Origin of the sequence: Kitasatospora sp. NPDC059088, assembly GCF_042738155.1 — a bacterium.
In the GTDB taxonomy this organism is placed as follows: domain Bacteria; phylum Actinomycetota; class Actinomycetes; order Streptomycetales; family Streptomycetaceae; genus Kitasatospora.
The window spans coordinates 22,604-48,395 of sequence record NZ_JBHYGR010000039.1 but is presented as its reverse complement, the minus strand read 5'-3'; the positions used below and the strand labels follow the sequence as shown (position 1 = coordinate 48,395).

Sequence of the window (25,792 nt, the reverse complement as noted above, 5' to 3'; positions counted from 1 at the left end):
GGCGGGGGGTCCTCGGCCCCCGGGGGCGGCCGGGCGCGCCGCGCGGGGGGTTCCCCCCCCGCCCTCCGCTCCGGCGGGGGGGGGGGGGGGGGGGGGGGGGGGGGGGGGGGGGTGCCCCCCCCCCCCCCCCCCCGCCTATGCCGTCAACTGACCGGCATCAGAGGGGACCTGCGATCAGACCTCGGTGCCCACGGGGGCGAAGTCACCGTCCGGGACCTTGTGGTCCAGGCGGCGGGTCAGGGTGTCGATGCCCGTCTGCGGGGCGAAGTCACCGTCCGGGACCGAGTGGTCCAGGCGGCGGGTCAGGTTGGTGACCTCCGGGTCACCGGGCTTGGTGGTGGTGTCCACGTACTTCTCCAATCGGATTGGCTCTGCCCACACGGGTGCGAGTGGGCAGGCATGCGGGGTGGTGCGACCCGGCCCGGGAAAAGACCCTTTCCGACGGGCCGGGGGCTTGTAGGCGCGCCCGAAGGCGCGGGCGCCGGCTAGAAGCGGCCGGAGGCGATGAGTGCAATTGCCAGCGCCATCAGCGCGAAGAGCGACAGCGTGTAAGCGACGGCGACCGGTACCGGGGTCGGGACTCCGCGCGCGGCTTCCTCGGCTGCGTCACGATAGTCGTCCTGGTCGTCCACGGGGCCTACGCCGTCTGCTTGTCGAGCGCGGCCCGCAGCGCAGCGCGGCGGTGGGGCCTGCGGGCGTGGCCGATGCAGTCGTCGCAGATCGGGTGGCAGGTGCTCTGGTCCTCGCCGGGAGCCTGGAGCAAGCTGCCGACGCAGACCAGCGTGTCCCGGCGGCAGACCCAGCAGGTCCCCTCCCGGTAGCCGTCCGGACGGCCTCCCACGTACTCCTCGTCCGGGAGTCGGGTGCGGTGCGGCGTACTCAATCCGCTGCCTCCAAGTCCTCCAGCAGGACCAGCTCCGGGTAGGGGTCGCTGGAGCTGTCCCTGTTCACCCAGGCGTGGTTGGCGAGGCTGCTCGGGGTCTCCGCGACGGTGCCCGTCCAGCGGCCCGTGCGGTGCCGGACCGGGTCGCCCTGGATCACGCTTTCCACAGTTGCGCTTCTCCGTTGCGTCGTTGTGCGAGTTGTTAGGGCGATCGCGTGTCAGGCGGTCTGCCGACGGGCCGAGCAATCAGGGCAGATGCACGTGGACCTGATCGCCGATGCCTGAAGCAGGGCAGCGGGGGACGATCCTCGATCGACCGCGCGCTCCGCCTTGTAGTCGTCCAGGGGGTTCCAGGCCGCGGGAAGCGCGGCCAGCTCGAACTTGGTCGGGCCGGTCACGACTTCGCGGTAGACCCGGGAGCGGGTGCGTCTCGGCATCAGTCATCCATGGTGCTGGGGGACATGTTGGCCCTCCTGCTGTGTTGAGGCTGCCGCAAGGAAAATCTGCGACAGGGGCAGCACCTTGTACGCGGGGGGCCGACGCGGTACTAGGCTTCCGCTGTCCCGGCGATGCCGTAGCCATGAAGTTACGCCTAGTGAAATCAGGGCTCGACGGACTGCCAGTACGAGTTGCCTAGACGGTTGAGGCCAAGGGGGGCCTGAAATGCCTGGTCGAACGCCACCGAGGCGGGCCCAAGCACTGACCGGCAGTCAGCCTGAGCCTGTACGGGCCCCGGAAGGGGTGATTTCCGGCTTCCTGTTCAAGGCGATCCGGGAGCAGATCCCGAGGACCCAGGAAGAGCTGGCAGTCGACCTTGGCATCGACAAGAGCACCATTCAGGGTTGGGAGTCTGGTAGACGGCCGCTCTCCTCCACCAAGGCAGGGAACCTTGTGGTGTTGCGCCGGAAGCTGATCTTGCTTGGCGCACCTACTGGACTGGTCAGCCTCATCAACCTGGCAATGGATGCGGACTTCATACTCGGTGAGATACTGCGGTCCCGGCCTACGAAGGCCGAGGTCCTGGAGCATCCGTTGGCCGGCTGGGTGCTCACTCGGGACACCACGCACATGATCGGCTGGGCGGTCAGCGGGATTCTGCCAGGGTCAGTGGCAGTGGAGTTGGGGATTCCAGTCCCCCGACGTGGACCGGTCTCCACTGCGCCCATCCTCGGGCAGGAAATGCGCTCGCGGTTCTTCGATAACCTCCAGCATGCCGCCGACCTGGTGGAGGCTGGGGACGAGCGGACTGCACTGCTCCGGAGGCAGATTTGGTACCTGTCCTCCTACGACCGAACCCGTGATGCGGTCGAGTGGTTCGGTGGGGTGCAGCGCCGAGGCCGGATTCCCTCGGCGGGCACGGGGTGGTCGCCCCGCTGGGCCGAAGCGCGGTCGGTCGCAGCTGCCATGGCGAGACAGGGCGACCCCGACTTGCTCCGAGACTTCATCGCCCGCTCGATCACCGACAACGACGAGTTCGAAACCGCGAATCTGAACTATTGGGCACATTGGCTCGGGCTCGACTCACGCCCGCAAACCAGCGATGACTTCATGGCCGAACAAGAACACCAAGCATGGGACGCGTCCGCGTTGCTTCGACAGTTCGCCACCAGGCTGGACCGGGCGGGCGAGTACACCGACCTGTATGTCCACTCGATCTGGGCGCTCATGCTCTCCCGGCGCGGCCTGGCCGACGCGGACCCGCGTACGGCTCGCGGTCTGGCCGCACAAGCGCGCATTCTGCTCGATGGTGGTGGCCTTTCACCACAGTCTCGCCGCGAGTTGGAGTCTGTGCACTACGGTCTGCGGGTAGGCGGTTACAGCAACAGCCGATCCAACAGCGAAGGACATCAATGACGGACGACACGCAGGCGAGGGGCACCGCGGGCTACCTGTTCGAGGCGGGCATGCTCAAGCGGGCGAAGCGCTCCGGCTGGTGGATTGTGGGAGTCAAAGACCCTGAGACGATTGCAGAGCACTCGTTCCGGACCGGCATCGTCGGCGCGGTGCTCGCCATGATGGAGGGTGCTGACCCGGCAAAGGTCGCCCTGCTGTGCCTCTTCCACGACACCCAGGAGACCCGGGTAAGCGACATCCCGCACATTGGCCGGCGCTACCTCACCGCTGCCTCGAACGAACGCGTGACCGCCGACCAGGTCAGCGCCGCTCACCCGGCTGTCGTTGCCGGAGTGCAGGCCATCGTGGAGGAGTACGAGAACGCCGAGAGTCTGGAAGTCATCGTCGCCCACGACGCGGACAAGCTGGAGTGTCTGCTCCAGGCCGTGGAGTACCGCGAGCAGGGCTACCAGAACGTCCAGTCGTGGATCGACAGCAGCCTCAGCAACCTCAAGACCGAATCGGCGCGCATCCTCGCCGAAGCTGCACTGACGATGACTTCTCTGGAATGGCAGAAGGTCTATCTCCCGTAACACTGTTGCGGCCGTGGGCGCGTGCCCTCATCCGATTTGAGGGGAGGACACGCGACCCTCCGGCGTTAGGGCACGGGCCTGGCACCCACGGCTACGACGAGGCGGGGCCTGGGGCCACCCGGTACTTCTCCTCGTCTTCCGGCGGGGCCAGTGGGATGGCGATGGACAGCTCGATGCCGGCGACTGCTCGAATCTGGTAGCCGTACCCGTGTGGAAGGTCGCCCGGCGGGGTGCCTTCGATGGTCTTCGGTATCCACACGCGACCACGGAGTTCGACGGTTCCGATCTGTTCGCCCAGGCCGCGTACAACCCGGTAGAGGCCGAGGCGTCCCTCGTAGGTGAGGTCGAAGAGCCGATCGTCCCATTGGCCGTTGGGCAGCAGGTTGGCGGGGTGAGGTTGCAGCGGTGCTTCCTTCCGTGCGGGCGGGTTGGGGCGAAGCCTGGTGCCATCGGCCAGCGGGACTGGGCGGGCGCGGGCGGGTGGAGGCCGCGGGGGTGGGCTCTGGTGTCCGCTCGCCGATCTCGACGCCATCGGCGAGGAGCTGGCGGACGGTGGTCTCAGCCTGGTGCTTGTAGGGGTGCCGCGAGTGGAATTGTCCGTTCTCGCGGATCTCGTACGCGTCGTGGGCGAAGTCGCGGTCGTTGAGGACGACTTCGAAGCGGCGGTCGTGACCCGAGCCGGTGACGCTCCAGCGGCCGGCACCCACCGCGGACCACGTCAGGTCGATGTCCGCTCCGGTGCGGGCCCGCTGGGCGCGCTCACGTTCGGCCTGCTCGTCGGCCCGGCGCTGGCGGGCGGCTTCCAGCTCGGCCTGGTGCCGCTGCTCGGCCTCTTCCCTGCGGCGCAGGAACTCGGCGCGGCTGCGGGCGGCCTGGCGCTCCAGCTCCAGCATGCGCTGGCGGGCTGCCTCGCGGCGGCGGGCGGCTTCCTGGCCGCCGGGCATCGGGGGCAGGGCTTCGGGCTCGTGGCCGGCGGCCCAGGGCTCGGCGAGGTCGGCGCGGTGGTGCTGCCAGATGCGGAGCATGGCGCGGCCGTCCGCCGTGGCGACGACGTCGCCGCGCTCGTCCTGCTGGAGGAACCCGGCCTTGATGACCAGCTCGACCACGCGGCGGCGCACCCGGCGGCCCTTGGCGTCGAGGCGGGCCCCGGCGGGCACGAGGCGGTAGCCGGTGCCGTTCCACCACACGCCGCTGTAGTCCTCCCCGCAGGCCGCCGCCACGAGGGCGTAGACGCGGGTGGTCCACCCGGACTTCTCGCGGGCCTCTCGGGTCCGTGCGGCTGTGATGAAGCGGCGGAAGTCGGCTTCGTGGTCGTCGGCGTGGAGGCGGGCGGCGTGGTGTGCGTCGTCGCGGTGAGCGTGCTCGTCGCCGACCTGGGCGGGGAGGCCGGTGTAGTGGTCGCCGCAGTCCAGGCACCACACCTTTCCGCCTTCGCCCCGGTAGCCGCCGGGGCCGACGCCGACCGAGCAGGGGTTGCGCAGCCCCCACTCCAGGGCGGTGCCGCCCCCGGGTATCCAGAGGGCGCGGGCGGGGGTGGGCACTGGGGTCTCCTGGGGGGTGGGGCCTGTGGTCAGGCCGGGTGGTGGAGGGGTGGGACGGCGGAAGAGTGGTGTCATTAGTGTCATTTTTTTGACACTCTTAAAAAGATCTATAAACAGCACTCCTACGGTCGGACTCAATGCCAACCGGGCTCCGACACCCGGCACTTCGACACCAGGCCCCATCCCGGGTGAGGGGGTTGGGCCTGGTGCCAGTGGGGCGGGTCAGTCGGTGCCGACGGCTTCGAGCCACTGGCCGGCGTCCATGCCGTCGAGGGTGGGGTGGCCGTTGCGGAAGTGGAAGTCCCGCGGTTCCAGCTCTATGCCGAGCATCTGCCCGAGGTGCAGGCACTCCCGGACGACGAGCCCCCGGTATGCGGCTTCGGCTCGGGCCTGAGCATCGTCGCCGAAGTAGTGGCGGGGCTGGCCCCCAGCAAACCTCTGGTCGGCCGCTCCGTACGGCTGCCTCTCCACTGTCCAGGTGCCCTTGGTGTCGGGCGCGACGGTGAAGCGAACGGCCATCGGGGGCTGCTCGGGGCGGGCCTTCGGGTAGGTGAGGGTGTAGCCGGTGGCGGGGAGGGCAGGGGCGGGCACTGGTGTCTCCAAGGGGCGGGGTGAGGCCTGGTGTCGGTGGGGCTCAGCCGTGATCGGTGGCCAGGTGGCGGCGGCGGCACTCGTCGGTGTAGCCCTTGGCCGTGTTGCGGGTGGTCCAGCCGCAGGTGCAGGTGGCCGTGGAGTACGCCCGCCCGGGGCACCCCTCGGTCAGCGGCCTGCCCGTGCTGGTGTGCTTGTGGGCGGGCGGGCACTCGGAGCCGTCGGCGTGGTGGTCGGTGCGGGGAGCCTTGAACTTGGCCGCGGGGGCGTTCTCCTTCGGCCGACGGGACCGGGGCGGGACCTGGTGCCCGTTGTTGCGACGGTTGATGGCCTCTTCCTGGGCGTCCCACTCGGCTTCGGTCAGGGCGTCACTAACGACCACGGGCTCGGTGTGGTCGAACCACATCGTCCGATCGGCCGTGATGATGCGCTCGGCCTCGGCCTCGGCGGCCTCGGGAGTGGGGGCGAGGACGGGCACCAGGTGCACGTCGATCACGTCCACGGCGACGATGTATTTGGGCATGCTGCTGTTCTCCTGGGGTGCTCGGGGTGGGGCCTGGTGCCAGCAGCCGGCCGCTGGCGGGGGTGGGCTCTGGTGCCTACGCGGCCTTAACCGGCTTCTCGGCGGGCAGCGAGGCGGCCAAGGCCAGCAGCACGGCCTCGGCCATGTCGGGGGTGAGGTGCGAGCACGCGATCTCGACGCCGCCGAACCGGGCACGGCCAACTTTGACGACGGCGTGGGGCGAGCTCCAAGAGGTCCCAGGGCCCTGGTTCCAGCGCAGGGTGCGGGTGGTGTCCTCGCCATTTCGCCCGTTCGCCTCGCCGGGCGGCTGGCCGGTGGTGAGCGGCACGGCCTTCAACCGGCGGGCCACGGCGGTGACCTCGTGCACGTCGGTCAGGTGCTGGTGCTGCCTGGCGCTCATCTCGGCGACCGCCGCGTCCAGGGCGGGCAGCAGTCGCCGTTGCACGTCCTGGGCGACCTGGGCGGGGGTCTTGGCCCGGGTGACGGTGATGTCCCCCGATTCGATGTCGTGCCGGTAGTAGTAGGTGCCGCCGTCGGGGAGGACGCCGTGCACCCACCACCGGCCGGGGCGCAGCCGTTCCTGCTGGATCAGGATGTGGGCTCCGTCTTCGGTGCGGACCAGTTCGACGCAGGGGTGCCAGTCGGGTATCCGGCGCGGGTCGACGGTCCACTCGGCGGCACCGAGGGCCTGGGCGAGCCCTTCGGCGAGCATCAGCAGTTCAGCGCGCAGCGGAACGCGTTCGTCATGGGGGGTGGGCACTGGGGTCTCCTGGGCTGCGGCGGGGGTGGGACCTGGTGTCAGCGGCGCGCAGTCACGCGGCGGTCGGGGGCGCGTCCAGCAGTTCGGGGTCATAGACCTGCATCTCGTTGGAGTGGCTGTAGCCGTCCTCGCGGGCGTCGCTCTCGAAGAGGGCGACGGCGGCGGCCTCGGCGGCTTCGTAGTTGTCGGCTTCGACCTCGAAGCGGTAAGACACGGTCTCGTCAATGTGCACGGCGAAGTGGGGCATGGGGGGCTCCTGCGGATGGTGCGGGTGGGGGTGGGGTCTGGCGCCAGAGGGGTCGGTCACAGCGGGATGCCGACGCCGCTGCCGACGGGGTGGGCCCTGGTGTACGCCGTGAGGGCGGCGTGTCCGGTGCGGGTGGCTCGCCAGCTGCCGATCACGTACCCGGGGGTGAGGTATCCGGCCTCGGTGAGTCGGGCGGTGGTGAGGCGGTCCGGGTCGGCGTGGTCGGCGCTGTGGCTGTCGTAGACGGCCCAGGCGGTGAGCACCTTGAACTCTTGGGCGCTGGCCAGCGGGGGGCCCGGGGTGACGTTCTCCAACTCGGCAATGAGCGCTTCGAGTTCGGCGGTCATCGTGAACAACAGCTCTCGGCTGTGGAACGCGCGGTCGTTGTCGATCTCGTCCCAGTTGTCCATGTCCTTGTCGTCGGCGGGCTGGTCGAGGAAGCAAGCGGGGTCGTAGGAGGGGACGTTCTCCACGAATGTGGTTTCCCAACCGGCTTCGTGGCTGTGGACGCGGTCAACGAGGGCTTGCAGACGGGCGGGGGTGGTGGTCACGGTGGCGCTGTTCCTTCGATGGTGCGGTGGCGGGGGTGGGACCGCGCGGGGCCTGGTGCCAGCGCGGTAGGGGCTCAGACCTTGATGCGGGATACGGCGCTCCAGACCGGGCGCATGACGTCGGAGATGAGTTGGGCGAGTTCGCTCGGCATGTCGCAGTCGGCGCAGCTGACCCGGGCGTCTTCGTGCCATGCCCCGAGCGCTTCGAGGGCGGGGGTTCCGTCGGGGCGGCGGCGAATCCGGGCCCACAGCGGGGCATAGGCTTCGATCCGGCCGCCGCAGTACTCGCACTCGAACAGGTCGCCGTTGCTCTCGGGTGTGGTCTCGGTGGGGGTGGTGGTCATTGCGCTGTTCCTTCGGTACGGGTGAGGGTGGGGCCTGGTGCCTGAGCGGCCACGGCAGGGGCCGGAGTGGTCCGGCCGCCACCGAAGCGGCTCAGACCTCCATGCCGGTGAGCGCGTTGTCCCACGGGTACATGGCGTCCGTGATCATCCGGTCCAGGTGGTCCCCGGGGGCCTGGTTGCATTCCTTGCAGCTGACGGTGGCCGACTCGATGCCGATCCCGTGGACGTAGACGCCGGGGGTTCCGTCGGCCCGCCGGTAGACCTCGAACCACAGGGGCGCGGTGGCTTCCAGCACCCCGCCGCAGAGCTCACAGCCGAACTCGTCTTCGCTGGCGGTCACTTCGGGGTCGGGCAGGTCCGCGACAAGCGTGGCGAACGTGGCGTCGAAGGCGGGGTTCGGGGCGTTCTCGGGCATGGCTGTGCCTCCGTGGTGGCGGTTGGGGGTGAGGGGGTGGGGCCTGGTGTCTGTGCACCCATGGCGGGGCCCGGCGGGGGCGCTGGGCCCTCACCAAGGGGGCACAGCTCAGAGGGACCGGAAGACGTGGCCGCTGGCGGCGTGGAAGTAGTCGCAGCCCCACGCGATCATGTCCAGCTCGGGCCGCCACCCCCGGCACCCTTCGACAGCCGCGCGGTACTCGTCGTCCGTCTCCATGAGCCGGTCATGGGCGAAGTCCTCCAGGCTGTCCCACTCGCCTTCGTACGCGTCCTCGAAGCTGGCGACGGCGTACTCGGCGTTGCCCACGTACCCGGCGTAGGCGGTGAGGGCTTCGAGCTCTGCGACGACTCCGGCGTCCTCGGCAAGCTCGGTCAGGTAGTCAGCGGTGCGGCTCACGGTGGGGTCTCTCTCGGGTCGGTGCGGTGGCGCGGTGGGTGGGGGTGGTCAGACGGTGTCGGGGGCGTCGAACAGGTCGTCCAGCAGGAGGTCGAGCCCCCGGCCGAACTCCGCGTCGCGGCGCATGTCACGGAAGGCGTCGAACATCGCGGCCACGTTCTCCGGGTGGTCCATCCCGAGTCGGGCGAGGCGCGGCCAGTAGCCGGAGAGCTCAAGGGCGGTGGTGCGGGTCATGGTGGTGCTTCCGTTCTGTGGTGCGGGAGTTGGAGGGGGCGGGGCCTGGTGCCTACGCGGCGCGGCCGTACACGGCGCGGTATCCCTGCGCGGAGCCCCGGACGATGGCGCGGACGTCTTCGCGGTACGCGGCCCCCTGCTGCGTGGCGTAGCCGTCGAGGTAGGGCGTCAGGACGGCCGTCAGCGGCTTGCCCTGCCCGTACACGGTGCGGGCCCGGGTCACGTCGCCGTCCGCCGGTACCCAGACAGACATCTCAACCGGGCGCGTCTCTTCGAGGGCGCAGTCACGGCACAGGGGTTCGCCGCTCCGGGCGGTCATCGGGGTCAGCCACTCGTCACAGTCCGAGCACTGCGCGTACCCCATGCCGGACAGGGCGTCCTCCACCATGTCCATGGTGATGCAGCCGAGTTGGGGGCAGGGCAGTTCGCGCAGCACGTCCGCGCCGTCCACCCCGTCGGGCAGGGTGAGGGGCGACCCCTCCACCTCCTCCACCATGGCTTCCCACTCGCGTTCGCCGTGGTCGGTCTCGTCCAGCAGCGGGTATCCGTGCAGGCACGCGGTCACGCGCTCGGCTACCGCCACGGCGGCCGGGTTGTCCGCGTCGTACATGAGCCACCCTGTGTCGTCCCACGCTTCGCCGATCGGCCCGCACTCCTCGGTGAACCAGCGCTTGGCGGTTTCGTAGTTGGATGCCGCGAGCACCTGTTCCGCCTCGGTGGAGTACCAGTGGTCCCCGTCCTCCAGGAACCCGGAGACGTCCATCACCAGGGCTATGCGTGCCCAGTCGTGGGCGGCGCACTCATTGAGCAGGTTCTGTGCGGTGTCGTACCGCGCGCCGAACTTGTCTACGGCGTCGGTGAGTTCGGGGGTGAGCGTGGCGTTCATGGTGCGTTCCTTGCGGTGGTTCGGGTGGCCGGTCAGCGGGTGGGGTTGAGCCAGTCGCAGGCGTACGTGCTGCCCTGATCGCAGGCGTCTTGCATGCCTTCGGTCCACCCGTCGTTGAAGGCTTCGACCAGCACGGATTCGGGCGCTTCCGGTGTGGCGGTGGTGTGGCCGACCAGCCACCCGCCGACGGCGGTTGCGGCGGACAGGGTGAGCACGGCGAGGGTGCGGCGGGGGTTCATCGCGGGTTCTCCGTTGGTTGAGCCGGGGCGGTTAGCGGGCGTTGCGGCGGTTGCGGCGCGGGCGGCGGCCGGTGATCTCGGCGCGCTCGCGGTCGTAGCTGCTCACCGGGGCGGGGACGACGGCCACCCGCTCCGGTTCGGCGGCCACAGCCGGGCCCTGTGCGGCCCGCTTCACCAGGCCGGGCAGCTGCCGGGCCCAGTGGGTGACAAGGGCCGCCAGGAGGGCCGCCGCGAGCCCCCCGCCCCAGTTGTGCGTCTGCCACGGCGACCCGGCCAGCAGCATGGCCAGCCCCAGAGCGGCGGGGGCGAGGTAGTTACGCATCGTGATCTCGTTTCGGTCGGCACGGCGTTGTGTGTCCAACACTGTGGCATTACCGCATTGGTTGTCCAATGCGAGAGGTGTGTTCGTCGCCACAGTCAACGAGGCTGCTCGTTCGCGCCAAGTTGGAAGACGCGCGCGCACGCGAAGGAGCTTGAAATCCCTTGTTGTTCAGCGGAATTGGTGGTCGCGTTGCGGCCGTTCAGCGCTTGCTGCGGGGCGACCCGGGGGGTGCCTCCCGCGCGCGTTCCTTTGTTGCCCGGAGCGTCATAGCAGCCGAGATCCGATACGAACGCCAACCGACTCCTTCTTCTGGATCATCTACGCAGCGTGACCAGCAGAGATGAACACTCTGCCACGCACTGATTGCGGAGAGTGAGGCCACGGGCGTTGGTGGTGTTAACCACCCCGGCTTAATACATGTGGAGGCCGCTCCGCGCGCGTGCGCGCACCTGTTGCTGCGGCACCCCAGCCGGCCTCCTCCCACAGCCCCGCCAGGGCAACGCTCCCCGATCGGCCCTCTCTCCCCGGTCGTGGTCGAGCACCTGGCGGGGTCCTGCGCTTCAAGGAGGTCTCCGTGTCCGCGAGTTCGCGCCGGACGATCCCTCTTCCCCCGCACTGGGCCCGCCTTCGCCGCGCGGTGATGAACCGCGACGGCTGGATGTGCCAGCACATCCGCTACGACACCGGCGAACTGTGCGCCGAGCCCGCCCGCCACTGCGACCACATCGCCCCCGCCTCCGAGGGCGGCTCCGACGACCCCGCCAACTTGCGCGCGCTGTGCGACTGGCACGTCCTGCGCAAGGACGCCGCCGACGCTGGCCGGGCCCGCCGACGAGCCACCGCGGACCGTTGGCAGCCCGTCCGAACCCGCCGACGCCACCCCGGGGAGGTCCGTTGAACGTCGATCCGACCGAGAAGAACCCGGCGGCGATCCGCGCCGCGTTGATCGCGCTGTACGAGACCGAGTTGGACTTGGAGCCGACCGACCTCGCGCTGATCGACATCGCCACACCGATGCTCGCCCGCGCCGCCCAGCTCGACGCCGTGGTGAAGCGCGAAGGCCAGATGATCCCCGGCGGGAACCGCGCCGGGATGATGGTCCTCCACCCGGGCATCGCGCAGGCCCAGACCAACCGGGCGAGCGCGGCCGGCTACCTCGCCAAGGTCCGCGGTGAAGGCGAAGGCCCGAGGCGGGGTCACAACGCCCGCGACGCCGTGGGCGCCCGCTGGGGCAATCGAGTCTGAGAGGAGCCCGCCGTGGCACGCCGCAAGGCAGCACGGGGCGTCGGCCCCTCGGACGAGTCCCTGCGTATCGCGCGGACGATCGTCTACTACGAGGCGTGCTTGGACTCCGAGGTCCCGCACGCCATGGCCCGTGAACTGTGGGCCCACAACATGAACTCGCCCTTCGTAGCCGGTGAGCACGTCTCCGTCGACGCTGCCCGACTGTTGGAGGATCGCGCTGTCCTCGGGGCATCTCAAGTGTGACATCTGCCACAGTTATGAGTGTTCGTCACATTCTATGAGCGCTGCTCATAGAGGGGAATGTGCGATCGGTAGAAGCGGTGCTCTACTGCCTTCATGTTGCAGACGACGGGCTACGCCGCCCTTGCCTACGTCGGCCTTGTCGGGACTACCGCCATTCTTGCGGTACTACACCGAAGCTCCGAGACGCGGAAGCGTGCTCTTTCCGTTCTCAGGATTCTTCTACCGCGAAAGCGGTAGATCGGTAGTGCGCAGGAGGTTCGTTGCTCACCTACGAACCTGTCCGCACCATCGCGGACACCGTTCCGCACCCGCACCGCACCCTCGCGGGCGAGCTGCTGCGCTGGTCGGCGCGTGCCTTCCGGCCAGACTGGAAGTACACCCCCGAGCAGGTCAGAATCCTCTCCCGCTGGTACGAGCTGCGCAACGATGCCGTCCCGGAGGACCCGAACGACCCCGAGACCTGGGGTCGGTCCTTCCGCTACGAGTCCGGCACCCTGCGCCGCCTCAAGGGGTGGGGCAAGGACCCGACGATGGCGTCGGTGGCCGCGATGGAGTTCGTCGGCCCGTGCCGCCTGGTCGGCTTTCGCGCCGACGGCTCGCCGATCGGCGGCCCGCCGCAGGAAGCCTGGGTGCAGATCTTCGCCACCGCGGCTGGCCAGAACGTCAACACGATGTCGGCGCTGTCCACGATCTTCTCCCAGGCCGCCATCGACCGGTACGCGATCAAGCTGGGCCAAGAGGTCTGCTACGCCAGCCAGACCGACACTGACGGCCGCCAGTGCCGCCTGGAGGCCAAGGCGTCCAGCTTCCGCGCCGCCGAGGGCGGCCGGCCGAGCTTCGCGCTGCTGAATGAAACCTGGCACTGGGTCGAAGGCAACCACGGCCCCCGCCTCGCAGCCACGATCCGTCCCAACGCGACCAAGGTCGGCGGGCGGACAATGGAGATCACCAACGCGCCGATCATCGGGGAGGAGAGCGTCGCCGAGGGCACCTGGTACGCCTTCGAGAAGCAGCGCGACGGGATCAACCGCGACGCGGGTATCTACTACGACTCGGTGGAGGCCCCGCCCGGGGTCGATCTCGCCGACGAGGACCAGCTGCTCGCGGCGATCCTGTGCGCGCGGGGCGACTCGGTGTGGATCAATCCCTCCCGAGTGATGAAGGACATCTGGTCGGCGTCCACGTCCGAGGACGAGTCCCGGCGGAAGTACCTCAACCAGCTCTCCAGCCACGATGACGCGCTGGTGGACCGTGACACCTGGGACCTGGCGACGGTCGAGCCCGAGGACGGCATCCGGCCCGGCGAGCGGATCGTCCTTGCCTTCGATGGCGGCAAGACCGACGACTCGACTGCCCTGCTGGCCATGAGAGTTCGGGACAAGCTGGTGCAGCCGCTCGCGCTGTGGGAGAAGCCGGACGGCCCGGCCGGCAAGAACTGGGAAGTGGACGGCCAGGAGGTCAACGACATGGTCGGCCACGTCTTCCAGAAGTACACCGTCACCGCGTTCTTCGCCGACGTGAACGGCTGGGAGTCCTACATCGCGGACTGGTCGGAGACCTACGGCAAGCACCTGCTGATCAAGGCGTCCGGCAAGTCCACGGTCGGGTTCGACATGCGCGCCAACCAGCGCGAGATCACCACCGAGCACATGGCGATGGTCGGCGCGATCGAGACGGCGTCCCTGCCGCACGTACGTGACTACTCGCTGACCCGGCACACCATGAACGCCCGCAGGCGCCCGAACAAGTACGGCATCGGCTTCGGCAAGGAGAGCCGCGAGTCGAAGCTGAAGATCGACCTGTACGCCACGATGGTGATCGCCTGGATCGCCCTGCGCCGCCTCGCCGAGAGCGGCAAGCTCAAGCCCCCGAAGCAGCCCGGACAACTCCAGACCAGAGGAGGGTTCTGATGTCCCTCCCCGTCGTACTCCAGCGTGCCCGGCACGCCAAGGGCCTGGTCGACCGCGACTTCGACCGGTTGAACCTGGTCGACCGCTATGCCCGCGGCCTGCACCGCGCTCCGTGGATGCCGGCCAAGGCCAACGCCGAGTTCAAGGACCTGGTCAAGCGGTCCATCGTCAACGTCTCCGGCCTGGCGGTGGAGGCCCCGCTGAACGCGCTGCGCGTCCAGGGCTTCCGCAAGCCGGGCAGCGGCGAGAACGCCTTCGAGTGGAAGTACTGGCAGCAGAGCCGGCTGGACGAGCGGCAGAACGCCGTCCACCGCGCCGCCCTCACCAGCGGGGCCGCGTACGTCGTGGTCACCCCCGACCCTCGCAAGGGCCGCCGCGAGCCGCTGATCCGCGCGTACGACGCGATCACCACCGTGGCCGTCTACGTCGACCCGGCCTGGGACGAGCATCCGGTGTACGCGCTGCACGTGCCCGAGCAGCAGCCCGACGAGCACCGCACGCTGGCCTACCTGTGGGACGACGTCGCCCGCCACACCGTGGACCTGGACGCCGAGCCGGAGGCCGCGGTGCTCGCCACCGAGCCGCACGGCATGAACGTCTGCCCGGTGGTGCGGTTCTCCCCGTCGGTGGACCTGAGGGGCCGCACCCGGGGCCTGATCGAGCCGCTGCTCGTCTCGCAGGACCGCCTCAACCAGCAGACGCTGTCCCTGCTGCTCACCGAGCACTGGGGCGCGCACGCGATCCGCTTCGCCACCGGCCTGGCTCCGTCGGAGCGGCTAGACCCGGAGACGGGTGACCCGCTGCGCGACCCGGAGACCGGCGAACCCCTCTACGACGTCCCCTCGTTGGACCCCTCCACCCTGCTGATGGCGCCCAACTCGGATGCGAAGTTCGGGCAGCTCCCGAGCATGCCCACCTCGGACCTGCTGGCCTCCCGCCGTCAGACCGTCGAGGAGATCATGGGCCTGGCCGACGTGCCGCCGCACTACCTGGCCGGGTCGAACCTGGTGAACCTCAGCGCGGACGCCCTCGCGGCAGCGGAGACCTCGTTCAAACGGTTCCTGTCCACGCTCCAGGACTCGCTGGGCGAGTCGTGGGAGTCGGTGTTCCGGCTGTGCGCCGTTGCGGCCGGCCGGGGCGAGATCGAGCAGGACGAGAGCCAGGTCGAGTGGGCTGAGAAGGCAACGCGTTCGCTGGCCCAGGCTGCCGATGCGATGGTCAAGCTCATGCAGCAGGGAGTCCCGCTCAGCGTCGCGCTGCGCAAGGTGCCCGGCTTCAGCCAGGCAGACATCGACGAGGCGGTCAAGGCCGCCGAGGAGGCCGCCCGTAAGGCGGAGGCCGCCGAGGCCGAGGCCATGAAGCAGCAGAAGGAGGCGACGGCCGGTGGCGTGGACTCCAAGAACGGCCGAGATCCTGCGGGCGGTGGCCGCGTACCAGCTCGCGCAGCAAGCGCTGGCCGCTGACTTCGCCGCCCGCTGGGCCGAGGTACTGGCCGCCGTCGAGGCCCGCGAGATCGCCGGTTCGCTGACCGAGCTGGAAGCCGAGTACACGGCGGCCATCCGCGAATCCGCGGCGGCCTCCCGGGTTCTGTCCATCGCCTTCTACCGACTGGTGCGCGCACTGGAGACCGGCCGCGTGATCGGCGGCCCCGACTACCGCCCGGGTGCCTCGCTCGGCTCCCTGTGGGCCGACTTCAACAAGGCCACCGGCAAGCGGACCGGCACCGGCCCGCACGAGCAGCTGGCCGTCGACACCCGCAATCCCTTCCCCGTCGAAGACCTCGCCCACGAGGCCCTCAGGGCGGAAGAAGCGTTCCGCCACCAGGTCGCCGACCGCGTGGCCCAGCACGAGAGCGAGCACGCCGGCCAGGGCTCGGCCGAGCTGAACGACCCGGAGCTGATCGCCTGGGAGAAGGAGTTCCTGGACTCGCTGAAGACCGGCAGCACCGGGGCGGGCGGGATGCTCGTCCAGGACGGCGGCCGGGACGCGATCCACACCGCTCTCCAAGACGACCCCGGGGCGATCGGCTACTTCCGCAAGACCGACGCAAGCCCCTGCTACTTCTGCGCGCTCATGGCCGGCCGAGGCGCGATCTACAAGTCCAAGCGCACGGCCGCGTTCGGCGCTCACCCGCACTGCCACTGCCAGCCGATCCCGATCTTCTCCCGCCGCTACCAACTGCCCATCGAGAACGGCCGGTTCAGCCGGATGTGGCGGGACTTCGGAGGCGGGTCGCTGGCGGACTGGCGCACTTACTACAGCGACAAGGCCCCTGGGTGAGACGAGAGCCGGCGGGTCAGGCAAGGGGCGGCTCCAACCCGTTCGATTCCGGGAACTATCCGGCTTCGAGCACTGAGGGGCGTCCTCGCCTGACCCTCCTGCGTCAAACCGGGAGCAACTGCCACTGCCGTTCCTGGGGTTCGCCTTCCGCAGCGCGCTGCTTGATTACTGTCTGGGATTTGCCGTCGACTCGCAGGAACAACCCGCTGTTCCGGTTCACGATCTCGTACACCTCGGGGTTGACCGTGTCGCCCACCCGGATCAGCTTCCACTGCTGGTGGTGCGCGTCGTCACCCTCGTCGGCCCATTGCGCTACCACCGCCCCTTCCCGCTGCTGGGCTCCGGAGACCTCCAGGACCTTTCCGCTGCGTACGTTCTCCATCTTGTACAGAACGTCGCCGTTGTCCTGGCCCACCACGACCAGTCGCCATCGCATGTGGTCCCTAGGGGTGGCGAGAAGCTGGTGGACTTCGGCCCCGTCCTTGGTGGACTCACGCTGGACTGCCATCCGCAGCCTGCTCGAAGCGTTGGCCCAGCTGACCACTGTGCCCGATTCGGGCAGCCCGGCGGCCTTCGCGGCGGTGGATTCCTCGCCACCCGCGGTCGCTTCGTTGGAAGTGCTCATCGTCGTCCCCATTCATCGCACTCCGACCGTCCGCTACGTACGGTCATCGATCGATTCCAGAAAGCCACGAGGGGTGCCGGGTTGGCAAGATCACTTTCGGGCGTTCCTTGCGGACCGCGCTTGACGGAACACCGAAGCCGATCCGCCGACCGATGACAGAAGGGGCATCAGCCCACGTTCCGTCCAAGATCGATTGCGGACGACCTCTAGGAGAAACTTGTCCGAACAGCAGAGCGAGACCCCGACCCCGGCCGAGGCGATCCCCGGCGGCGTGGTGAACCCGGCCACCCCGCCCGCAAGTCCGGAGCCCGAGACCCCCGCTGTGGAGAGCGGCGAGCAGAGCCCGGCCGCCCCCGCCCCAGTCGAGCCGGACTACAAGGCGCTGTACGAGAAGATGCAGGCCGACCTGGACACCACACGCGAGCGCTCCGTCGAGGCCGGCGTCGAGGCGGACGAGCTGCGCGCCCAGGTGGCCCAGCTCCAGGAGCAGGCACTCCGAGACCGGATCGCCGCCGAGTACGCGCTGCCGCCGGTCCTCGCCGCCCTGGTCCAGGGTGCCGACGAGGCTGCCGTCCGCCAGCACGCCGAGCAACTGGCCGCCGTCGCCGCGCCGAAGCCGCTGCTGGGCGCGGGTGGGCTGACCCCCCACTCCGAGCCCGACCCGTACAAGGGCCTGGCCGCGAAGCTGCGCCAGCGCCGCTACGGCATCTGACCGATGAGCCGGGCGGCTGTGAAGGGTCAGTCCTCACCCACCGTCACTCCGAGGCAGTCTTCGCCTTGTCCGCAGCCTCCGCCGCGTCCAGCGCATCAACCATCTCCGCCTCCTGCTTCCTGGAGTAGCCAAGGTCGTTGGTCGGCTTGACGATGGTGTGCGTGATGACCTACCCGGTGATCTGCTTGGTCTCCAGCCGCTGCTGCCCCTGCGCCATGTCCTGTCTCCATCTTCTGTGTCCGGTGTATCCGTTCTCTGGCATGCTCCCATCCGGGGCTGCTGCACGAGGAGATGACACCGAGACTCCGGAAGATCGGCTTGAAACCACCCCCTGAACCTGAGGCCGCCCCGTACGTGGGCGGCCTTCCGTCTTCCCGAGGAACAGCGCTATCTCTCTCAACCCCGCACGTGCCAACGCCTTCCAGAACCCTGACAAGCTCGTCACCGAAGCTCTCGCCAACCTGAAGGACTCCGTGGTCCTGGCGGGCATGTTCGACCGCCGAGCGGCGTCCGAGTTCGTCAACGCCACCGGCCAGGTCATCAACATCCGCCGTCCCGCCCGCCTGCACGGTGCAGAGGAGGCGATCGACGCCAAGCGGAAGTTCAACGACACCGCGACCTGGATTCAGTCCGAGACCCTGAACGAAGGTCTCCTGGCCGTCCGCCTGGACACCCACGCCTACTCCGCGGTGGACCTCAGCGATGCCGAGCTGTCGCTTGACCTGTTCAGCTTCGGCGAGCAGGTCATGGTCCCGCAGGTGGACAGCATCACCGAGCGCCTGGAGCGCAAGGTCGCGACCGCGATGAACGGTTTCACGGACGTGGCCACTGCCGCGAAGATCCCGGTCGACCTCACCAAGGCCGCGTCCGACGACGAGGCCGGCCGGATGATCCGCAAGGCCCTCGCCCGCCTGCGCGTCCAGCTCAACAAGGAGAACATTCCCGCCGAGGGCCGCACGGCCGTCCTGGGCAGCGAGGCCGCGTTCTACCTGCTGAACGACCCGAACATCCTCAAGGCCAACGAGCACGCCGACGGCGGCGCGGCCCTGAAGGAGAGCACCCTCGGCCGCATCCACGGCTTCAACCTCGTGGAGTCCACCAGCGACACGCTCAACCCGCTGGGTGTGTACGCCTTCCACCGCTCCGCGATCCAGCTCGTATCCGGCGCGCCGGGCGTACCCGAGTCTGCGAAGGGCGGCCGGCAGTCGGCCGAGGGCTTCTCGCTGCGCTGGATCAAGGACTACAACTCCGGTGCGGCGATGGAGCGTTCCTTCCTCAGCTCGTACTGGGGCGCCACCCTGGTCACCGACCTGAAGAAGGGCGAGACCAACTGGCAGGACCCGAAGAACCTGGTCAAGGTCCGAGGCATCCGCGTCACCTTCACCGGTGAGCCGACCGCCACCGTCGCGAAGTAAGGGGCCGTGCGTGGCGCTCGACGTCTCCGACCTGTTCAAGCGCCTGGGCAAGCCCGCTCCTGCCATCGGCACCCCGGACTGGGAGCGGGCCAACGCCGCGATCGAAGACGCCTTCTGGGTCATCGCCGCCACCGGCCACCCCGCGTGGACCCCGCAGCGCCACCCCCAGGTGATCCGCACGCTGGCCCTGGCCGTCGCCGACCGCCGCTTCCGCAACCCGGAGTCGTACGTGCAGGAGCAGGCCGGCGAGGTCTCCTACCGCATGCCGGACGGCTCCCCGATGGGACTCGCCCTCACCCGGGGCGAGCAAGCGCTGATCGAACGGGTGGCAGGCCGCGGTGGTCTGCGCTCCGTGTCCGCCCGCCGTGAGGTCGCCTCACGAGGCCTGCGTACCGGCTACCCGTTCCCGGACCCCGAGGACTCCTGGGGTGCCGCGTGAGCCTGCTGGAGCGGGGCCGCACCCGCGTGAGCGTCCATACCGTGGTCATGGTCGATGACGGCTACGGCGACCGTCGACCGGCACCCGGGCCGAGCACCACCTACTCGGCCTGGGTCGCCCCGGTCGGCGATGCCGCAGGCTGGCGCGCCCCGGTCGGCGCTCAGGTCGGCTGGTCCCCGCCCGTGCGCCGCAAGGTGGTATTCCCGCCGGACGTGGTGATCGACAAATGGTCGTCGCTGGAGTTCGCCGACGACGGCGACCCCGGTACCCGCTGGGCTGTGGTGGACGCCCCGCGCGCCCACCACGGCGCTTCCGACCGCATGCGGTTCGTGACCGTGATCGTGGAGGGCGGTGGCCAGAGTGGCGGAGATCCGTCCTGACCTGGACTCCCTGGTCGCCGGGCTCCCGGGAGTGATGGGCGCCCTCAAGCTGGAGGCCGAGGAGCGCAAGGCCCGCGTCGCCGCGAAGGCGCTGCTGCACGTCGAGACCGGCGAGTTCATCGCCGGGCTGAAGGTGAAGCGGCACGCCAAGGGCTACGCCATCGTCAACGAAGACCCGCTGGCCGCACACAAGAACTGGGGCGGCTTCAACCACCGCGCGAACCGGCCCGTGGACGGCATCCACGCGATGGAGGCCGCCCTGTGGTGACCCGCGAGCCGTACCTGATGCCCGACTCCGAGCGCATCGTCCTGGAGGCCCTGCGCACCGTGCTCCCGGAGCACCGCTGCGCGGTCTACCTGCCCACCGACTGGCAGCTCGCGCTGAGCACGACGGGCGGGCTGGTGATCGCCCGCCGAGTCGGCGGGGTGATGAAGGACAAGCGGTACGTGGACGAGGGCATGTTCACCATCCAGACCTACGCCACCAGCCGCGCCGACGCCTCCCTGCTCGCCCGCCGCGCCCGCGCCGGCCTGGTCCGCCTGACCTTCGAGCAGTGGGGCAACCCCGACGGCTACCTCAGCCGATTCCGCGAGGCCACCGGCCCGTTCGCCACCACCGACCCGATGACCGAGGCCCAGACCGGCTTCTACCGGTTCTCGGGCAACTACATGATCGCTACACGGCCCCGATGAGGGCCGGAAAGGAGTCAGCGTGGCTGACGACTCCCCGGTTCTTGTACCGGGCACCGGATACATCTTCGTCGCCCCTCCGGGTACCGCGCTGCCGGACCTGAAGGCAGGGTTCGATCCGAAGGACTCGACCAAGTGGGGCCCTGTCGGGCTGAATTGGAAGTCCATCGGCAACACCAGCCTGGACAACGGCATCGAGATGAGCGTCGACGGCGACGAGCCGGAGGTGCTGGGGTCGTGGCAGAACAAGAGCCTGCGCACCACCGACCCGAGCAAGACCTACGCCGTGACCATCAACCTGTCCGACTTCACCGCGGAGTCGTACAAGCTCTATTACGGTACCGACAGGGGTCTGGACAGCAAGGGCCTGTTCTCCATCCCGACCAGCCCCACCGCGCAGAACCGCGCGCTGATGATCGCAGCCGTGGACGGCACGAAGTGCGTCGCCTGGCACTACCCGAAGACGTCGATCATCGGCGCGGACTCGGTGACCATGGACCCGGCCGCGCTCGGCGAGATGCCGGTGAAGGCCACCGTGGTGGCCCTCAACCAGTCCGCACCGCTGGGCACCGTGACCCCGGTCTTCGACCTGGCCGTGGGGCTTCAGCTCACCGCCTGATCCTCTTGGGCGGCACCGCCGACTGCACCGGTTCCCGACCCCTTCGCAGCTCCGCCTGGACCTTGCGAATCGCACGGATCGAGATGATCACGTCCTCGCTCAGCGATGGAATCCAGCGCCTCAGCAGTACTCGAAGGACGGCGAACACCGTAGGGGCCCCGAGAATCACAGGTGCCAACCACCCAGGAACTTGCACCACCAACTCCTCAGCTCTGGCGGCGGATCGGGAGTCGACCTGTTTCAGGCAGGCCCGATCCGACCTACCGCAAGCGGTAGATGAATCGAGACCCGCCGGTGCAGGTGCTCGGGAACTCGCGCTACTTCGAGCCGCTGAGGTCTTCGGTGGGTGCGGGTTGAGCGTCAACCCTCGCAACGCCGTTGTCAGTACACCGGTACTCAGACGACGACACGAGGGGTAACCCCAGGGGGATTCCCGCCCACCCAGGGTTGCGACGTACCGAGAGGTGCCAACCTCTCAGTAGTAGTTTCATGACTTTCTGTCAGATCTGTCAAACCGCCTGGAGGCATCCCTCTTGACCACCCTGGACTTCACCGCCCTCGCCGCCGAGGCCGAGCGCAAGCACACCGGCAAGGGCACCAAGTTCGTCGCCAAGAACGGCAAGACGCTGCGGCTGCGTCGGATCGAGGCCCTGCCCGGCGGTGACCTGAGGACCGCGCTCGCCCTGCTGGACATCGTGCAGTCGCAGAAGGTCAGCAACGAGAAGCGGATCGATGCGATGACGGGCCTGCTGGTGGCGGTCGCCTCCGACAAGAAGGCGATGCGGGAGTCCGTGGACGCGCTGCCGCTGGAGCAGACCATGACCGTGGTCGAGCGGTGGATGGAGGAGGCCGCGCCGGGGGAAGCGGCGGCCTGATCAGGCTGCTGGACAAGCACGGCGCGGAGATCACCGCCGACCTGCGCCGCTACTGCGGCGTGGACATTCTGGACTTCGTCCGGGGCCGGCACTCCGCCCGCTTGATCCTCGCCCTGATCGGGACCTTCCCCGACGACTCCGCGACGCTGGCCGCACTCCGCGGTGGCCGTGAGGCCCTGGGCTGGGACGCCAGGACGTACGTCCTCGCGGACCTGGTGGACGCCGTCCAGGCGCTCACCCACGTCCAGGTCACCAAGGCTTCGAAGAACCCCCGCAGCGTGGAGCGGCCGACGCCCTACCCCCGCCCGTACGCCAAGAAGGTCCGCCGAGCTGCCGGTACCAGCCCGTTCGTCGCCGCGCTCCAGCGTGAGGTCGGCGAGGGTGGGGGCCCGGTGCTCGCCGAGGCGTCAGCCCCCCTTGCAGAAACGTTCCGCCTACCGGCGGCCGTGCTCGCGCGCTCCGCCGCGCCTGATCGGCCCGCACCGGTCCGACTCACGTAGGAGGTGAGCCGATGGCCGGCCCCGGCGGCAAGGAGGCCGGGCGCGTCCACGTGCGCGTCCTGCCGGACACCGACGGCTTCCGGGACCGCTTGAAGCGGTACCTGGAGATGCTGGAGCGCTACACCAAGCTCAAGGTCAAGCTGGACCTTGACACCACGGGCGTCAACGCCCGGCTGCGGGAGTTGACCCACGACCGCAGCGTCCGGGTCAACGTCGTCGCCGACACCGGCGAGGCCGCCGCCCGGATCGCCGCCCTCACCCGCGAACGACGAGCGCGGGTGCGGGCCGACGCGGACACCGCGCCGGCCGAGGTCCGCATCCGGGCGTTCACCGGCCGCCGCTGGCGGCTGGGCATCAATGTCCACCTCGCCAGAGGCGGACTGGACCGGGTCAAGTCCGGTCTGCGGGAGGTCGGTTCGGGGGCCGCGGTGGTCGCCCGGTCCTTCGGGCGGCTGTTCACGCTCTCGATCGAGCAGACGGCCACCGCCCTCCAGGGCATCGGCTCGGGCATCAGCTCGGCTGCCCAGGGCACCCTGGGCATGGCGGCCGGCTTCGCCCAGTCCGCCGCTGCGGCAGCGCCGCTGCTGGTCGCGGTCATCGCCATCGCCTCGTGGGTGACGGTCGTCGCCTCCGGGCTGATCGGCGTCCTGGCGCTGGCGGCCTTGCCGGTCCTGCCGATCGGTCTCGCCGCGATCGCTGCGGCGGGCGATATGAAGACCCTCGGCAAGCAGGCCGAGGAGGCGATGCAGAAGGCGTCGGCGGCGCTGAAGCCCGCCACCGCCGCCATGCGCTCCGAGTTCGGGGGCGCGGTCCGCGACATCACGAGCTGGTTCCGCCAGGCGGAACCGCAGTTCAAGGCGTTCTTCGACGCCGGGTCGAAGTTCGTCCGCCCCATGGTGAAGTCGGTCACCGACTTCAGCGACACACTTGTCCCGAAGCTCACGGGGGCGATGTCGACGCCCGGGATGCGGGCGTTCACCGACGAGCTGCCGGTTGCGCTCGTCGGCATCGGAGCCGCCTTCGGCGACTTCTTCCTCACCCTCTCCAACGGGGGCGCCCGGCTCAAGCTGATCCTGGGCCCGCTGGTCGGCGTCCTGGATGCCGTCCTTCAGGGGCTGGCCTCCCTGGCGGTCCAGTTCTCGCCCGAGATCGCCGCGTCGGTCTCGTGGTTCGCGGACACCCTGCGCCAGTTCTTCCAGGTCTTCAAGGACAACGCGCAGGCCACGGCCTCCATGATGCGGCTTGTCGACCTCGGGCTTCGCGCCTTGGTCGTCGGCTTCGACATCACGATGAGCGCCTGGAACGCCCTGGCCATCGCCGCCGTCGCGGCCTGGCACGCAGTTCAGGCCGCCTGGGACGGACTGACGTCCGCAACCTCCGCAGCCTGGTCCGCGGTGACCTCGTGGACGTCCTCCGCCTGGTCGTCCGTGACGTCGGCCGTCTCGTCGGCGGCATCCTCCGCGGCCTCTGCCGCTTCGGCCGCATGGAGAAACGTTTCCTCATGGACGTCGTCGGCCTGGGCGTCGGTGACGTCGTGGACGGCATCGTGCTGGTCGTCCGTGACCTCGGCCGTCTCGTCGGCGGCCTCGTCCGTGGGCTCGGCCGTGTCGACGGCCTGGCGGAACGTGACGTCGTGGACGGCGTCTGCCTGGCAGACCTGCGTCAACGCGGTGACCTCGGCCTGGTCGAGCATCACCAGCGGCGTCCAGTCAGGGATCACGGCGACGGTCTCGTTCGTCGCCGCACTGCCGGGCAAGATCCTCTCGGCGATCGGCGACCTGGGCTCGCTGCTGTTCGACAAGGGCAAGTCAGCGATCCAGGGCCTGGTCAACGGCATGAAGTCGATCAGCGTCGGCGGCATCGTCTCGGGGATCGTCAGCAGCATCAACCCCTTCAGCTCAGCTCCCGCGTCCGCCCCGGCCGCCGCGCCGCGCTCGCTGATGGCCGCACCGGTCATGGCGTTCGCCGCGATGCCGGCCGCCGTGTACGCGAGCCCGCTGGAGCAGGCCCTTCGCCCGGTCGCCTCGGGCCTTCGCTCGCTCGACTCCTACGGCTACGGCCAGCGGGCCGCCGCAGGTCTGCGCCACCCGGACACCCCGTCCAAGGGCGGAGCCAGCGAGCGCTACGGGCCGCGCATCACTGTCAACGCCACCACTAACGCGGACCCCCACGAGATCGGCAAGCAGATCGCGTGGGAGCTGAAGACCTCCGGGAGGTAGCTGCCATCACGCACGTCACCGCGCCGATTGTCGGCGACGTCACCGCCCACACGGCCCGCGTGTTCTTCACCCTGGCCCACGGCGCTTGGACGGATACCGAGACCATCGACACGGCCACGGGCACGACGCGCTTCGAGGCCGAGGACCCCGACTGGCCGGGCACCGCCTTGCTCGGGAGCCGGGAGCCGCTGGAGCCCGGCACCGAGTACCGGGTGCGCTGCCACCGTGGCGGAGCGGACGTCGACGAGTGGTCCGAGCCGGTCACGTTCCGCACGCTGCCCGACCTGCCCGCGCCGCGAAGGCCGGACCCGGGCCCCCAGCCCAGTGCCCGCAACCCCTACACCGGCGAGCCGTGGACGGCTTCGTGGGGCGGGCTGTTGCTGGGTGAGGACTCCTCCGTCGTCCTGGAGGAGGTGGCCGGCCTCCTGGACGCCCCGGATGTGCGGACCTCGGACGCCGAGCTGCTCCAGCGCGACGGACTGACCCCTGGCACCGACTACATGGGAGCGCGCACCGTCACGCTCACCATGCTCGCCCTGGACGATCACGAAGTCCCGGACCTGCTGGCGGCGTTCGCCCCCGGTGGGGACGAGCAGCCCTTCGCGTTCGCGTTCCCGGGGGTGGCGGGCGGGAAGGCCCGGATCATGGCCCGGGTGCGCAAGCGCGCCGTCACCGTGGACCGCGACTTCCACGCGGGCCGCCGCCGGGTCACGGTCGAGCTGCTGGCCACCGACCCCCGCCTGTACGCCGCCGACCAGGCCTCGGCGACGGTCGCGGTCGACGTCCCCCGGGGCGGGCGCCCCATCTTCCCGTTGACGTTCCCGTTCGACATGGGCAACGGCCCCGGCACCCGGGCCGCCCCGGACATCGTCAACACGGGCTCGGTGGACACCTGGCCCGTCATCCGGCTCACCCCGCGCACGGGCGAGATCCGCGACCCGTCACTGGCCCTCGTCCACAACGGCGAGCGCAAGCGCTTCGCCTGCCGGGGACTGCGGGTCGGCCGGGGTGACGCCCTGGTGATCGACATGGGGCGTCGCCGCATCACCCTCAACGGTGCCAGCCGCTTCGGCCAGGTCGACCCGGGAGCCTCCTGGTTCGCCCTGCCGCCCGGAGCGAGCACCGTCCAACTCGACGTACTCGAAGGCCCCGCCGGGGTCACCGCGGATGTGTACTGGCGCTCCGCCTGGATGTAAGGACCCCTTCTCCCTTGGCAGTTGAACTCCGCGCCCCACTTTTCATTCAGCAGGGGAGGTACGAC

The 25,792-nt window shown here is 69.7% G+C and carries 38 protein-coding genes; 20 read left to right on the top strand and 18 right to left on the bottom strand.

Translation table 11 applies throughout. The annotated features are described in order from the left end of the window. Positions 1-174: 174 nt before the first annotated feature. The 4 genes from ACFWXO_RS19445 to ACFWXO_RS19430 form a co-directional block, all read right to left on the bottom strand. A complete protein-coding gene (locus ACFWXO_RS19445) occupies positions 175-348 on the bottom strand; it encodes a hypothetical protein (protein ID WP_380525102.1) in 174 nt (57 codons plus the stop codon). Between the two features lie 137 nt (positions 349-485). Beyond that, positions 486-632, bottom strand: a complete 147-nt coding sequence (locus ACFWXO_RS19440; RefSeq protein WP_380525101.1) for a hypothetical protein — start codon at positions 630-632, stop codon at positions 486-488. 5 nt (positions 633-637) lie between these two features. Then, entirely contained in the window at positions 638-883 is a 246-nt protein-coding gene (locus ACFWXO_RS19435) for a hypothetical protein (RefSeq protein ID WP_380525099.1), read from the bottom strand. Further along, positions 880-1,050 (bottom strand): hypothetical protein, encoded by a 171-nt coding sequence (locus tag ACFWXO_RS19430; protein ID WP_380525098.1) that lies wholly within the window; start codon positions 1,048-1,050, stop codon positions 880-882. Before ACFWXO_RS19430 ends, ACFWXO_RS19435 begins: the two co-directional genes overlap by 4 nt. A 574-nt stretch (positions 1,051-1,624) precedes the next feature. Between ACFWXO_RS19430 and ACFWXO_RS19425 the strand changes: the two genes are divergently transcribed. Both ACFWXO_RS19425 and ACFWXO_RS19420 read left to right on the top strand, forming a co-directional pair. Beyond that, positions 1,625-2,737, top strand: a complete 1,113-nt coding sequence (locus ACFWXO_RS19425; protein ID WP_380525097.1) for a helix-turn-helix domain-containing protein — start codon at positions 1,625-1,627, stop codon at positions 2,735-2,737. Next, positions 2,734-3,309 carry an HD family hydrolase gene (locus tag ACFWXO_RS19420; protein WP_380525096.1) on the top strand — a complete coding sequence of 192 codons (576 nt, stop codon included), beginning with the start codon at positions 2,734-2,736 and terminating at the stop codon, positions 3,307-3,309. The genes ACFWXO_RS19425 and ACFWXO_RS19420 overlap by 4 nt, the downstream gene beginning before the upstream one ends. A gap of 91 nt (positions 3,310-3,400) precedes the next feature. Here the strand turns inward: ACFWXO_RS19420 and ACFWXO_RS19415 are convergent, their stop codons facing one another. Beyond that, positions 3,401-3,568: a hypothetical protein gene (locus ACFWXO_RS19415; protein ID WP_380525095.1), complete on the bottom strand. Its 168-nt coding sequence runs from the start codon at positions 3,566-3,568 to the stop codon at positions 3,401-3,403. A gap of 328 nt (positions 3,569-3,896) precedes the next feature. Here ACFWXO_RS19415 and ACFWXO_RS19410 point away from each other — a divergent pair, with 328 nt between their 5' ends. Continuing rightward, on the top strand, positions 3,897-4,928 hold the full coding sequence (locus ACFWXO_RS19410; protein WP_380525094.1) for a hypothetical protein: 1,032 nt from the start codon (positions 3,897-3,899) through the stop codon (positions 4,926-4,928). Between the two features lie 144 nt (positions 4,929-5,072). Here ACFWXO_RS19410 and ACFWXO_RS19405 read toward each other — a convergent pair whose 3' ends face one another. The 12 genes from ACFWXO_RS19405 to ACFWXO_RS19350 form a co-directional block, all read right to left on the bottom strand. After that, on the bottom strand, positions 5,073-5,441 hold the full coding sequence (locus ACFWXO_RS19405) for a hypothetical protein (protein WP_380525092.1): 369 nt from the start codon (positions 5,439-5,441) through the stop codon (positions 5,073-5,075). Between the two features lie 43 nt (positions 5,442-5,484). Beyond that, the gene (locus tag ACFWXO_RS19400) at positions 5,485-5,964 is read right to left on the bottom strand and encodes a hypothetical protein (RefSeq protein ID WP_380525091.1); all 480 of its coding nucleotides are present in this window, start codon (positions 5,962-5,964) and stop codon (positions 5,485-5,487) included. Positions 5,965-6,040: 76 nt separating this feature from the next. Continuing rightward, positions 6,041-6,724, bottom strand: coding sequence for a hypothetical protein (locus ACFWXO_RS19395; protein ID WP_380525090.1), 684 nt, complete (start codon positions 6,722-6,724; stop codon positions 6,041-6,043). A gap of 52 nt (positions 6,725-6,776) precedes the next feature. Beyond that, on the bottom strand, positions 6,777-6,971 hold the full coding sequence (locus ACFWXO_RS19390; RefSeq protein ID WP_380525089.1) for a hypothetical protein: 195 nt from the start codon (positions 6,969-6,971) through the stop codon (positions 6,777-6,779). Between the two features lie 56 nt (positions 6,972-7,027). Beyond that, positions 7,028-7,522: a hypothetical protein gene (locus tag ACFWXO_RS19385; protein ID WP_380525087.1), complete on the bottom strand. Its 495-nt coding sequence runs from the start codon at positions 7,520-7,522 to the stop codon at positions 7,028-7,030. 74 nt (positions 7,523-7,596) lie between these two features. Continuing rightward, positions 7,597-7,866: a hypothetical protein gene (locus ACFWXO_RS19380; RefSeq protein ID WP_380525086.1), complete on the bottom strand. Its 270-nt coding sequence runs from the start codon at positions 7,864-7,866 to the stop codon at positions 7,597-7,599. Between the two features lie 91 nt (positions 7,867-7,957). Then, positions 7,958-8,281 (bottom strand): hypothetical protein, encoded by a 324-nt coding sequence (locus ACFWXO_RS19375; protein WP_380525085.1) that lies wholly within the window; start codon positions 8,279-8,281, stop codon positions 7,958-7,960. 108 nt (positions 8,282-8,389) lie between these two features. After that, a complete protein-coding gene (locus ACFWXO_RS19370; RefSeq protein ID WP_380525084.1) occupies positions 8,390-8,698 on the bottom strand; it encodes an antirestriction protein ArdA in 309 nt (102 codons plus the stop codon). A gap of 48 nt (positions 8,699-8,746) precedes the next feature. Further along, positions 8,747-8,932, bottom strand: coding sequence for a hypothetical protein (locus ACFWXO_RS19365; RefSeq protein ID WP_380525083.1), 186 nt, complete (start codon positions 8,930-8,932; stop codon positions 8,747-8,749). 52 nt (positions 8,933-8,984) lie between these two features. After that, entirely contained in the window at positions 8,985-9,818 is an 834-nt protein-coding gene (locus ACFWXO_RS19360) for a hypothetical protein (RefSeq protein ID WP_380525081.1), read from the bottom strand. A gap of 32 nt (positions 9,819-9,850) precedes the next feature. Continuing rightward, entirely contained in the window at positions 9,851-10,057 is a 207-nt protein-coding gene (locus ACFWXO_RS19355) for a hypothetical protein (RefSeq protein ID WP_380525080.1), read from the bottom strand. 31 nt (positions 10,058-10,088) lie between these two features. After that, complete coding sequence (locus ACFWXO_RS19350) at positions 10,089-10,379, bottom strand: hypothetical protein (protein ID WP_380525079.1); 291 nt, start codon at positions 10,377-10,379, stop codon at positions 10,089-10,091. A 574-nt stretch (positions 10,380-10,953) separates the two neighbouring features. Here ACFWXO_RS19350 and ACFWXO_RS19345 point away from each other — a divergent pair. From ACFWXO_RS19345 to ACFWXO_RS19320, 6 genes are all read left to right on the top strand, one after another. Further along, positions 10,954-11,277: an HNH endonuclease gene (locus ACFWXO_RS19345; RefSeq protein WP_380525078.1), complete on the top strand. Its 324-nt coding sequence runs from the start codon at positions 10,954-10,956 to the stop codon at positions 11,275-11,277. Next, positions 11,274-11,624 (top strand): hypothetical protein, encoded by a 351-nt coding sequence (locus ACFWXO_RS19340; RefSeq protein WP_380525077.1) that lies wholly within the window; start codon positions 11,274-11,276, stop codon positions 11,622-11,624. Before ACFWXO_RS19345 ends, ACFWXO_RS19340 begins: the two co-directional genes overlap by 4 nt. Positions 11,625-11,636: 12 nt before the next feature. After that, a complete protein-coding gene (locus tag ACFWXO_RS19335; RefSeq protein WP_380525076.1) occupies positions 11,637-11,867 on the top strand; it encodes a hypothetical protein in 231 nt (76 codons plus the stop codon). Positions 11,868-12,127: 260 nt separating this feature from the next. Beyond that, positions 12,128-13,777 (top strand): terminase, encoded by a 1,650-nt coding sequence (locus tag ACFWXO_RS19330; protein ID WP_380525075.1) that lies wholly within the window; start codon positions 12,128-12,130, stop codon positions 13,775-13,777. Then, positions 13,777-15,240: a phage portal protein gene (locus ACFWXO_RS19325; RefSeq protein ID WP_380525074.1), complete on the top strand. Its 1,464-nt coding sequence runs from the start codon at positions 13,777-13,779 to the stop codon at positions 15,238-15,240. Before ACFWXO_RS19330 ends, ACFWXO_RS19325 begins: the two co-directional genes overlap by 1 nt. Beyond that, positions 15,200-16,057, top strand: a complete 858-nt coding sequence (locus ACFWXO_RS19320; protein WP_380525073.1) for a hypothetical protein — start codon at positions 15,200-15,202, stop codon at positions 16,055-16,057. The genes ACFWXO_RS19325 and ACFWXO_RS19320 overlap by 41 nt, the downstream gene beginning before the upstream one ends. Positions 16,058-16,160: 103 nt before the next feature. Here ACFWXO_RS19320 and ACFWXO_RS19315 read toward each other — a convergent pair whose 3' ends face one another. Further along, on the bottom strand, positions 16,161-16,682 hold the full coding sequence (locus ACFWXO_RS19315; protein WP_380525072.1) for an RICIN domain-containing protein: 522 nt from the start codon (positions 16,680-16,682) through the stop codon (positions 16,161-16,163). Between the two features lie 217 nt (positions 16,683-16,899). Here ACFWXO_RS19315 and ACFWXO_RS19310 point away from each other — a divergent pair, with 217 nt between their 5' ends. From ACFWXO_RS19310 to ACFWXO_RS19260, 11 genes are all read left to right on the top strand, one after another. Then, a complete protein-coding gene (locus ACFWXO_RS19310; RefSeq protein WP_380525071.1) occupies positions 16,900-17,394 on the top strand; it encodes a hypothetical protein in 495 nt (164 codons plus the stop codon). A 389-nt stretch (positions 17,395-17,783) separates the two neighbouring features. Next, complete coding sequence (locus tag ACFWXO_RS19305; RefSeq protein WP_380525126.1) at positions 17,784-18,809, top strand: P22 phage major capsid protein family protein; 1,026 nt, start codon at positions 17,784-17,786, stop codon at positions 18,807-18,809. A 10-nt stretch (positions 18,810-18,819) separates the two neighbouring features. After that, entirely contained in the window at positions 18,820-19,248 is a 429-nt protein-coding gene (locus ACFWXO_RS19300; RefSeq protein WP_380525070.1) for a hypothetical protein, read from the top strand. Beyond that, positions 19,245-19,628, top strand: coding sequence for a hypothetical protein (locus tag ACFWXO_RS19295; RefSeq protein ID WP_380525069.1), 384 nt, complete (start codon positions 19,245-19,247; stop codon positions 19,626-19,628). Before ACFWXO_RS19300 ends, ACFWXO_RS19295 begins: the two co-directional genes overlap by 4 nt. Further along, positions 19,609-19,896: a DUF5403 family protein gene (locus ACFWXO_RS19290; protein ID WP_380525068.1), complete on the top strand. Its 288-nt coding sequence runs from the start codon at positions 19,609-19,611 to the stop codon at positions 19,894-19,896. Before ACFWXO_RS19295 ends, ACFWXO_RS19290 begins: the two co-directional genes overlap by 20 nt. After that, entirely contained in the window at positions 19,893-20,321 is a 429-nt protein-coding gene (locus tag ACFWXO_RS19285) for a hypothetical protein (protein ID WP_380525067.1), read from the top strand. Before ACFWXO_RS19290 ends, ACFWXO_RS19285 begins: the two co-directional genes overlap by 4 nt. 19 nt (positions 20,322-20,340) lie before the next feature. After that, the gene (locus tag ACFWXO_RS19280; RefSeq protein ID WP_380525066.1) at positions 20,341-20,937 is read left to right on the top strand and encodes a hypothetical protein; all 597 of its coding nucleotides are present in this window, start codon (positions 20,341-20,343) and stop codon (positions 20,935-20,937) included. 533 nt (positions 20,938-21,470) lie between these two features. Continuing rightward, entirely contained in the window at positions 21,471-21,812 is a 342-nt protein-coding gene (locus ACFWXO_RS19275; protein ID WP_380525064.1) for a hypothetical protein, read from the top strand. Continuing rightward, a complete protein-coding gene (locus ACFWXO_RS19270) occupies positions 21,773-22,312 on the top strand; it encodes a hypothetical protein (protein WP_380525063.1) in 540 nt (179 codons plus the stop codon). Before ACFWXO_RS19275 ends, ACFWXO_RS19270 begins: the two co-directional genes overlap by 40 nt. Before the next feature lie 11 nt (positions 22,313-22,323). Beyond that, on the top strand, positions 22,324-24,531 hold the full coding sequence (locus tag ACFWXO_RS19265; RefSeq protein ID WP_380525062.1) for a hypothetical protein: 2,208 nt from the start codon (positions 22,324-22,326) through the stop codon (positions 24,529-24,531). Continuing rightward, the gene (locus tag ACFWXO_RS19260) at positions 24,504-25,727 is read left to right on the top strand and encodes a phage distal tail protein (RefSeq protein ID WP_380525061.1); all 1,224 of its coding nucleotides are present in this window, start codon (positions 24,504-24,506) and stop codon (positions 25,725-25,727) included. Before ACFWXO_RS19265 ends, ACFWXO_RS19260 begins: the two co-directional genes overlap by 28 nt. Positions 25,728-25,792 lie beyond the last annotated feature (65 nt).

What these genes read in the sequence shown, in the direction of transcription:
- ACFWXO_RS19420 (WP_380525096.1), top strand. Translation starts at nt 2,734, where the DNA reads ATGACGGACGACACGCAGGCGAGGGGCACCGCGGGCTACCTGTTCGAG.
- ACFWXO_RS19400 (WP_380525091.1), bottom strand. Translation starts at nt 5,964, where the DNA reads ATGCCCAAATACATCGTCGCCGTGGACGTGATCGACGTGCACCTGGTG.
- ACFWXO_RS19390 (WP_380525089.1), bottom strand. Translation starts at nt 6,971, where the DNA reads ATGCCCCACTTCGCCGTGCACATTGACGAGACCGTGTCTTACCGCTTC.
- ACFWXO_RS19380 (WP_380525086.1), bottom strand. Translation starts at nt 7,866, where the DNA reads ATGACCACCACCCCCACCGAGACCACACCCGAGAGCAACGGCGACCTG.
- ACFWXO_RS19375 (WP_380525085.1), bottom strand. Translation starts at nt 8,281, where the DNA reads ATGCCCGAGAACGCCCCGAACCCCGCCTTCGACGCCACGTTCGCCACG.
- ACFWXO_RS19365 (WP_380525083.1), bottom strand. Translation starts at nt 8,932, where the DNA reads ATGACCCGCACCACCGCCCTTGAGCTCTCCGGCTACTGGCCGCGCCTC.
- ACFWXO_RS19360 (WP_380525081.1), bottom strand. Translation starts at nt 9,818, where the DNA reads ATGAACGCCACGCTCACCCCCGAACTCACCGACGCCGTAGACAAGTTC.
- ACFWXO_RS19355 (WP_380525080.1), bottom strand. Translation starts at nt 10,057, where the DNA reads ATGAACCCCCGCCGCACCCTCGCCGTGCTCACCCTGTCCGCCGCAACC.
- ACFWXO_RS19350 (WP_380525079.1), bottom strand. Translation starts at nt 10,379, where the DNA reads ATGCGTAACTACCTCGCCCCCGCCGCTCTGGGGCTGGCCATGCTGCTG.
- ACFWXO_RS19325 (WP_380525074.1), top strand. Translation starts at nt 13,777, where the DNA reads ATGTCCCTCCCCGTCGTACTCCAGCGTGCCCGGCACGCCAAGGGCCTG.
- ACFWXO_RS19315 (WP_380525072.1), bottom strand. Translation starts at nt 16,682, where the DNA reads ATGAGCACTTCCAACGAAGCGACCGCGGGTGGCGAGGAATCCACCGCC.
- ACFWXO_RS19265 (WP_380525062.1), top strand. Translation starts at nt 22,324, where the DNA reads ATGGCCGGCCCCGGCGGCAAGGAGGCCGGGCGCGTCCACGTGCGCGTC.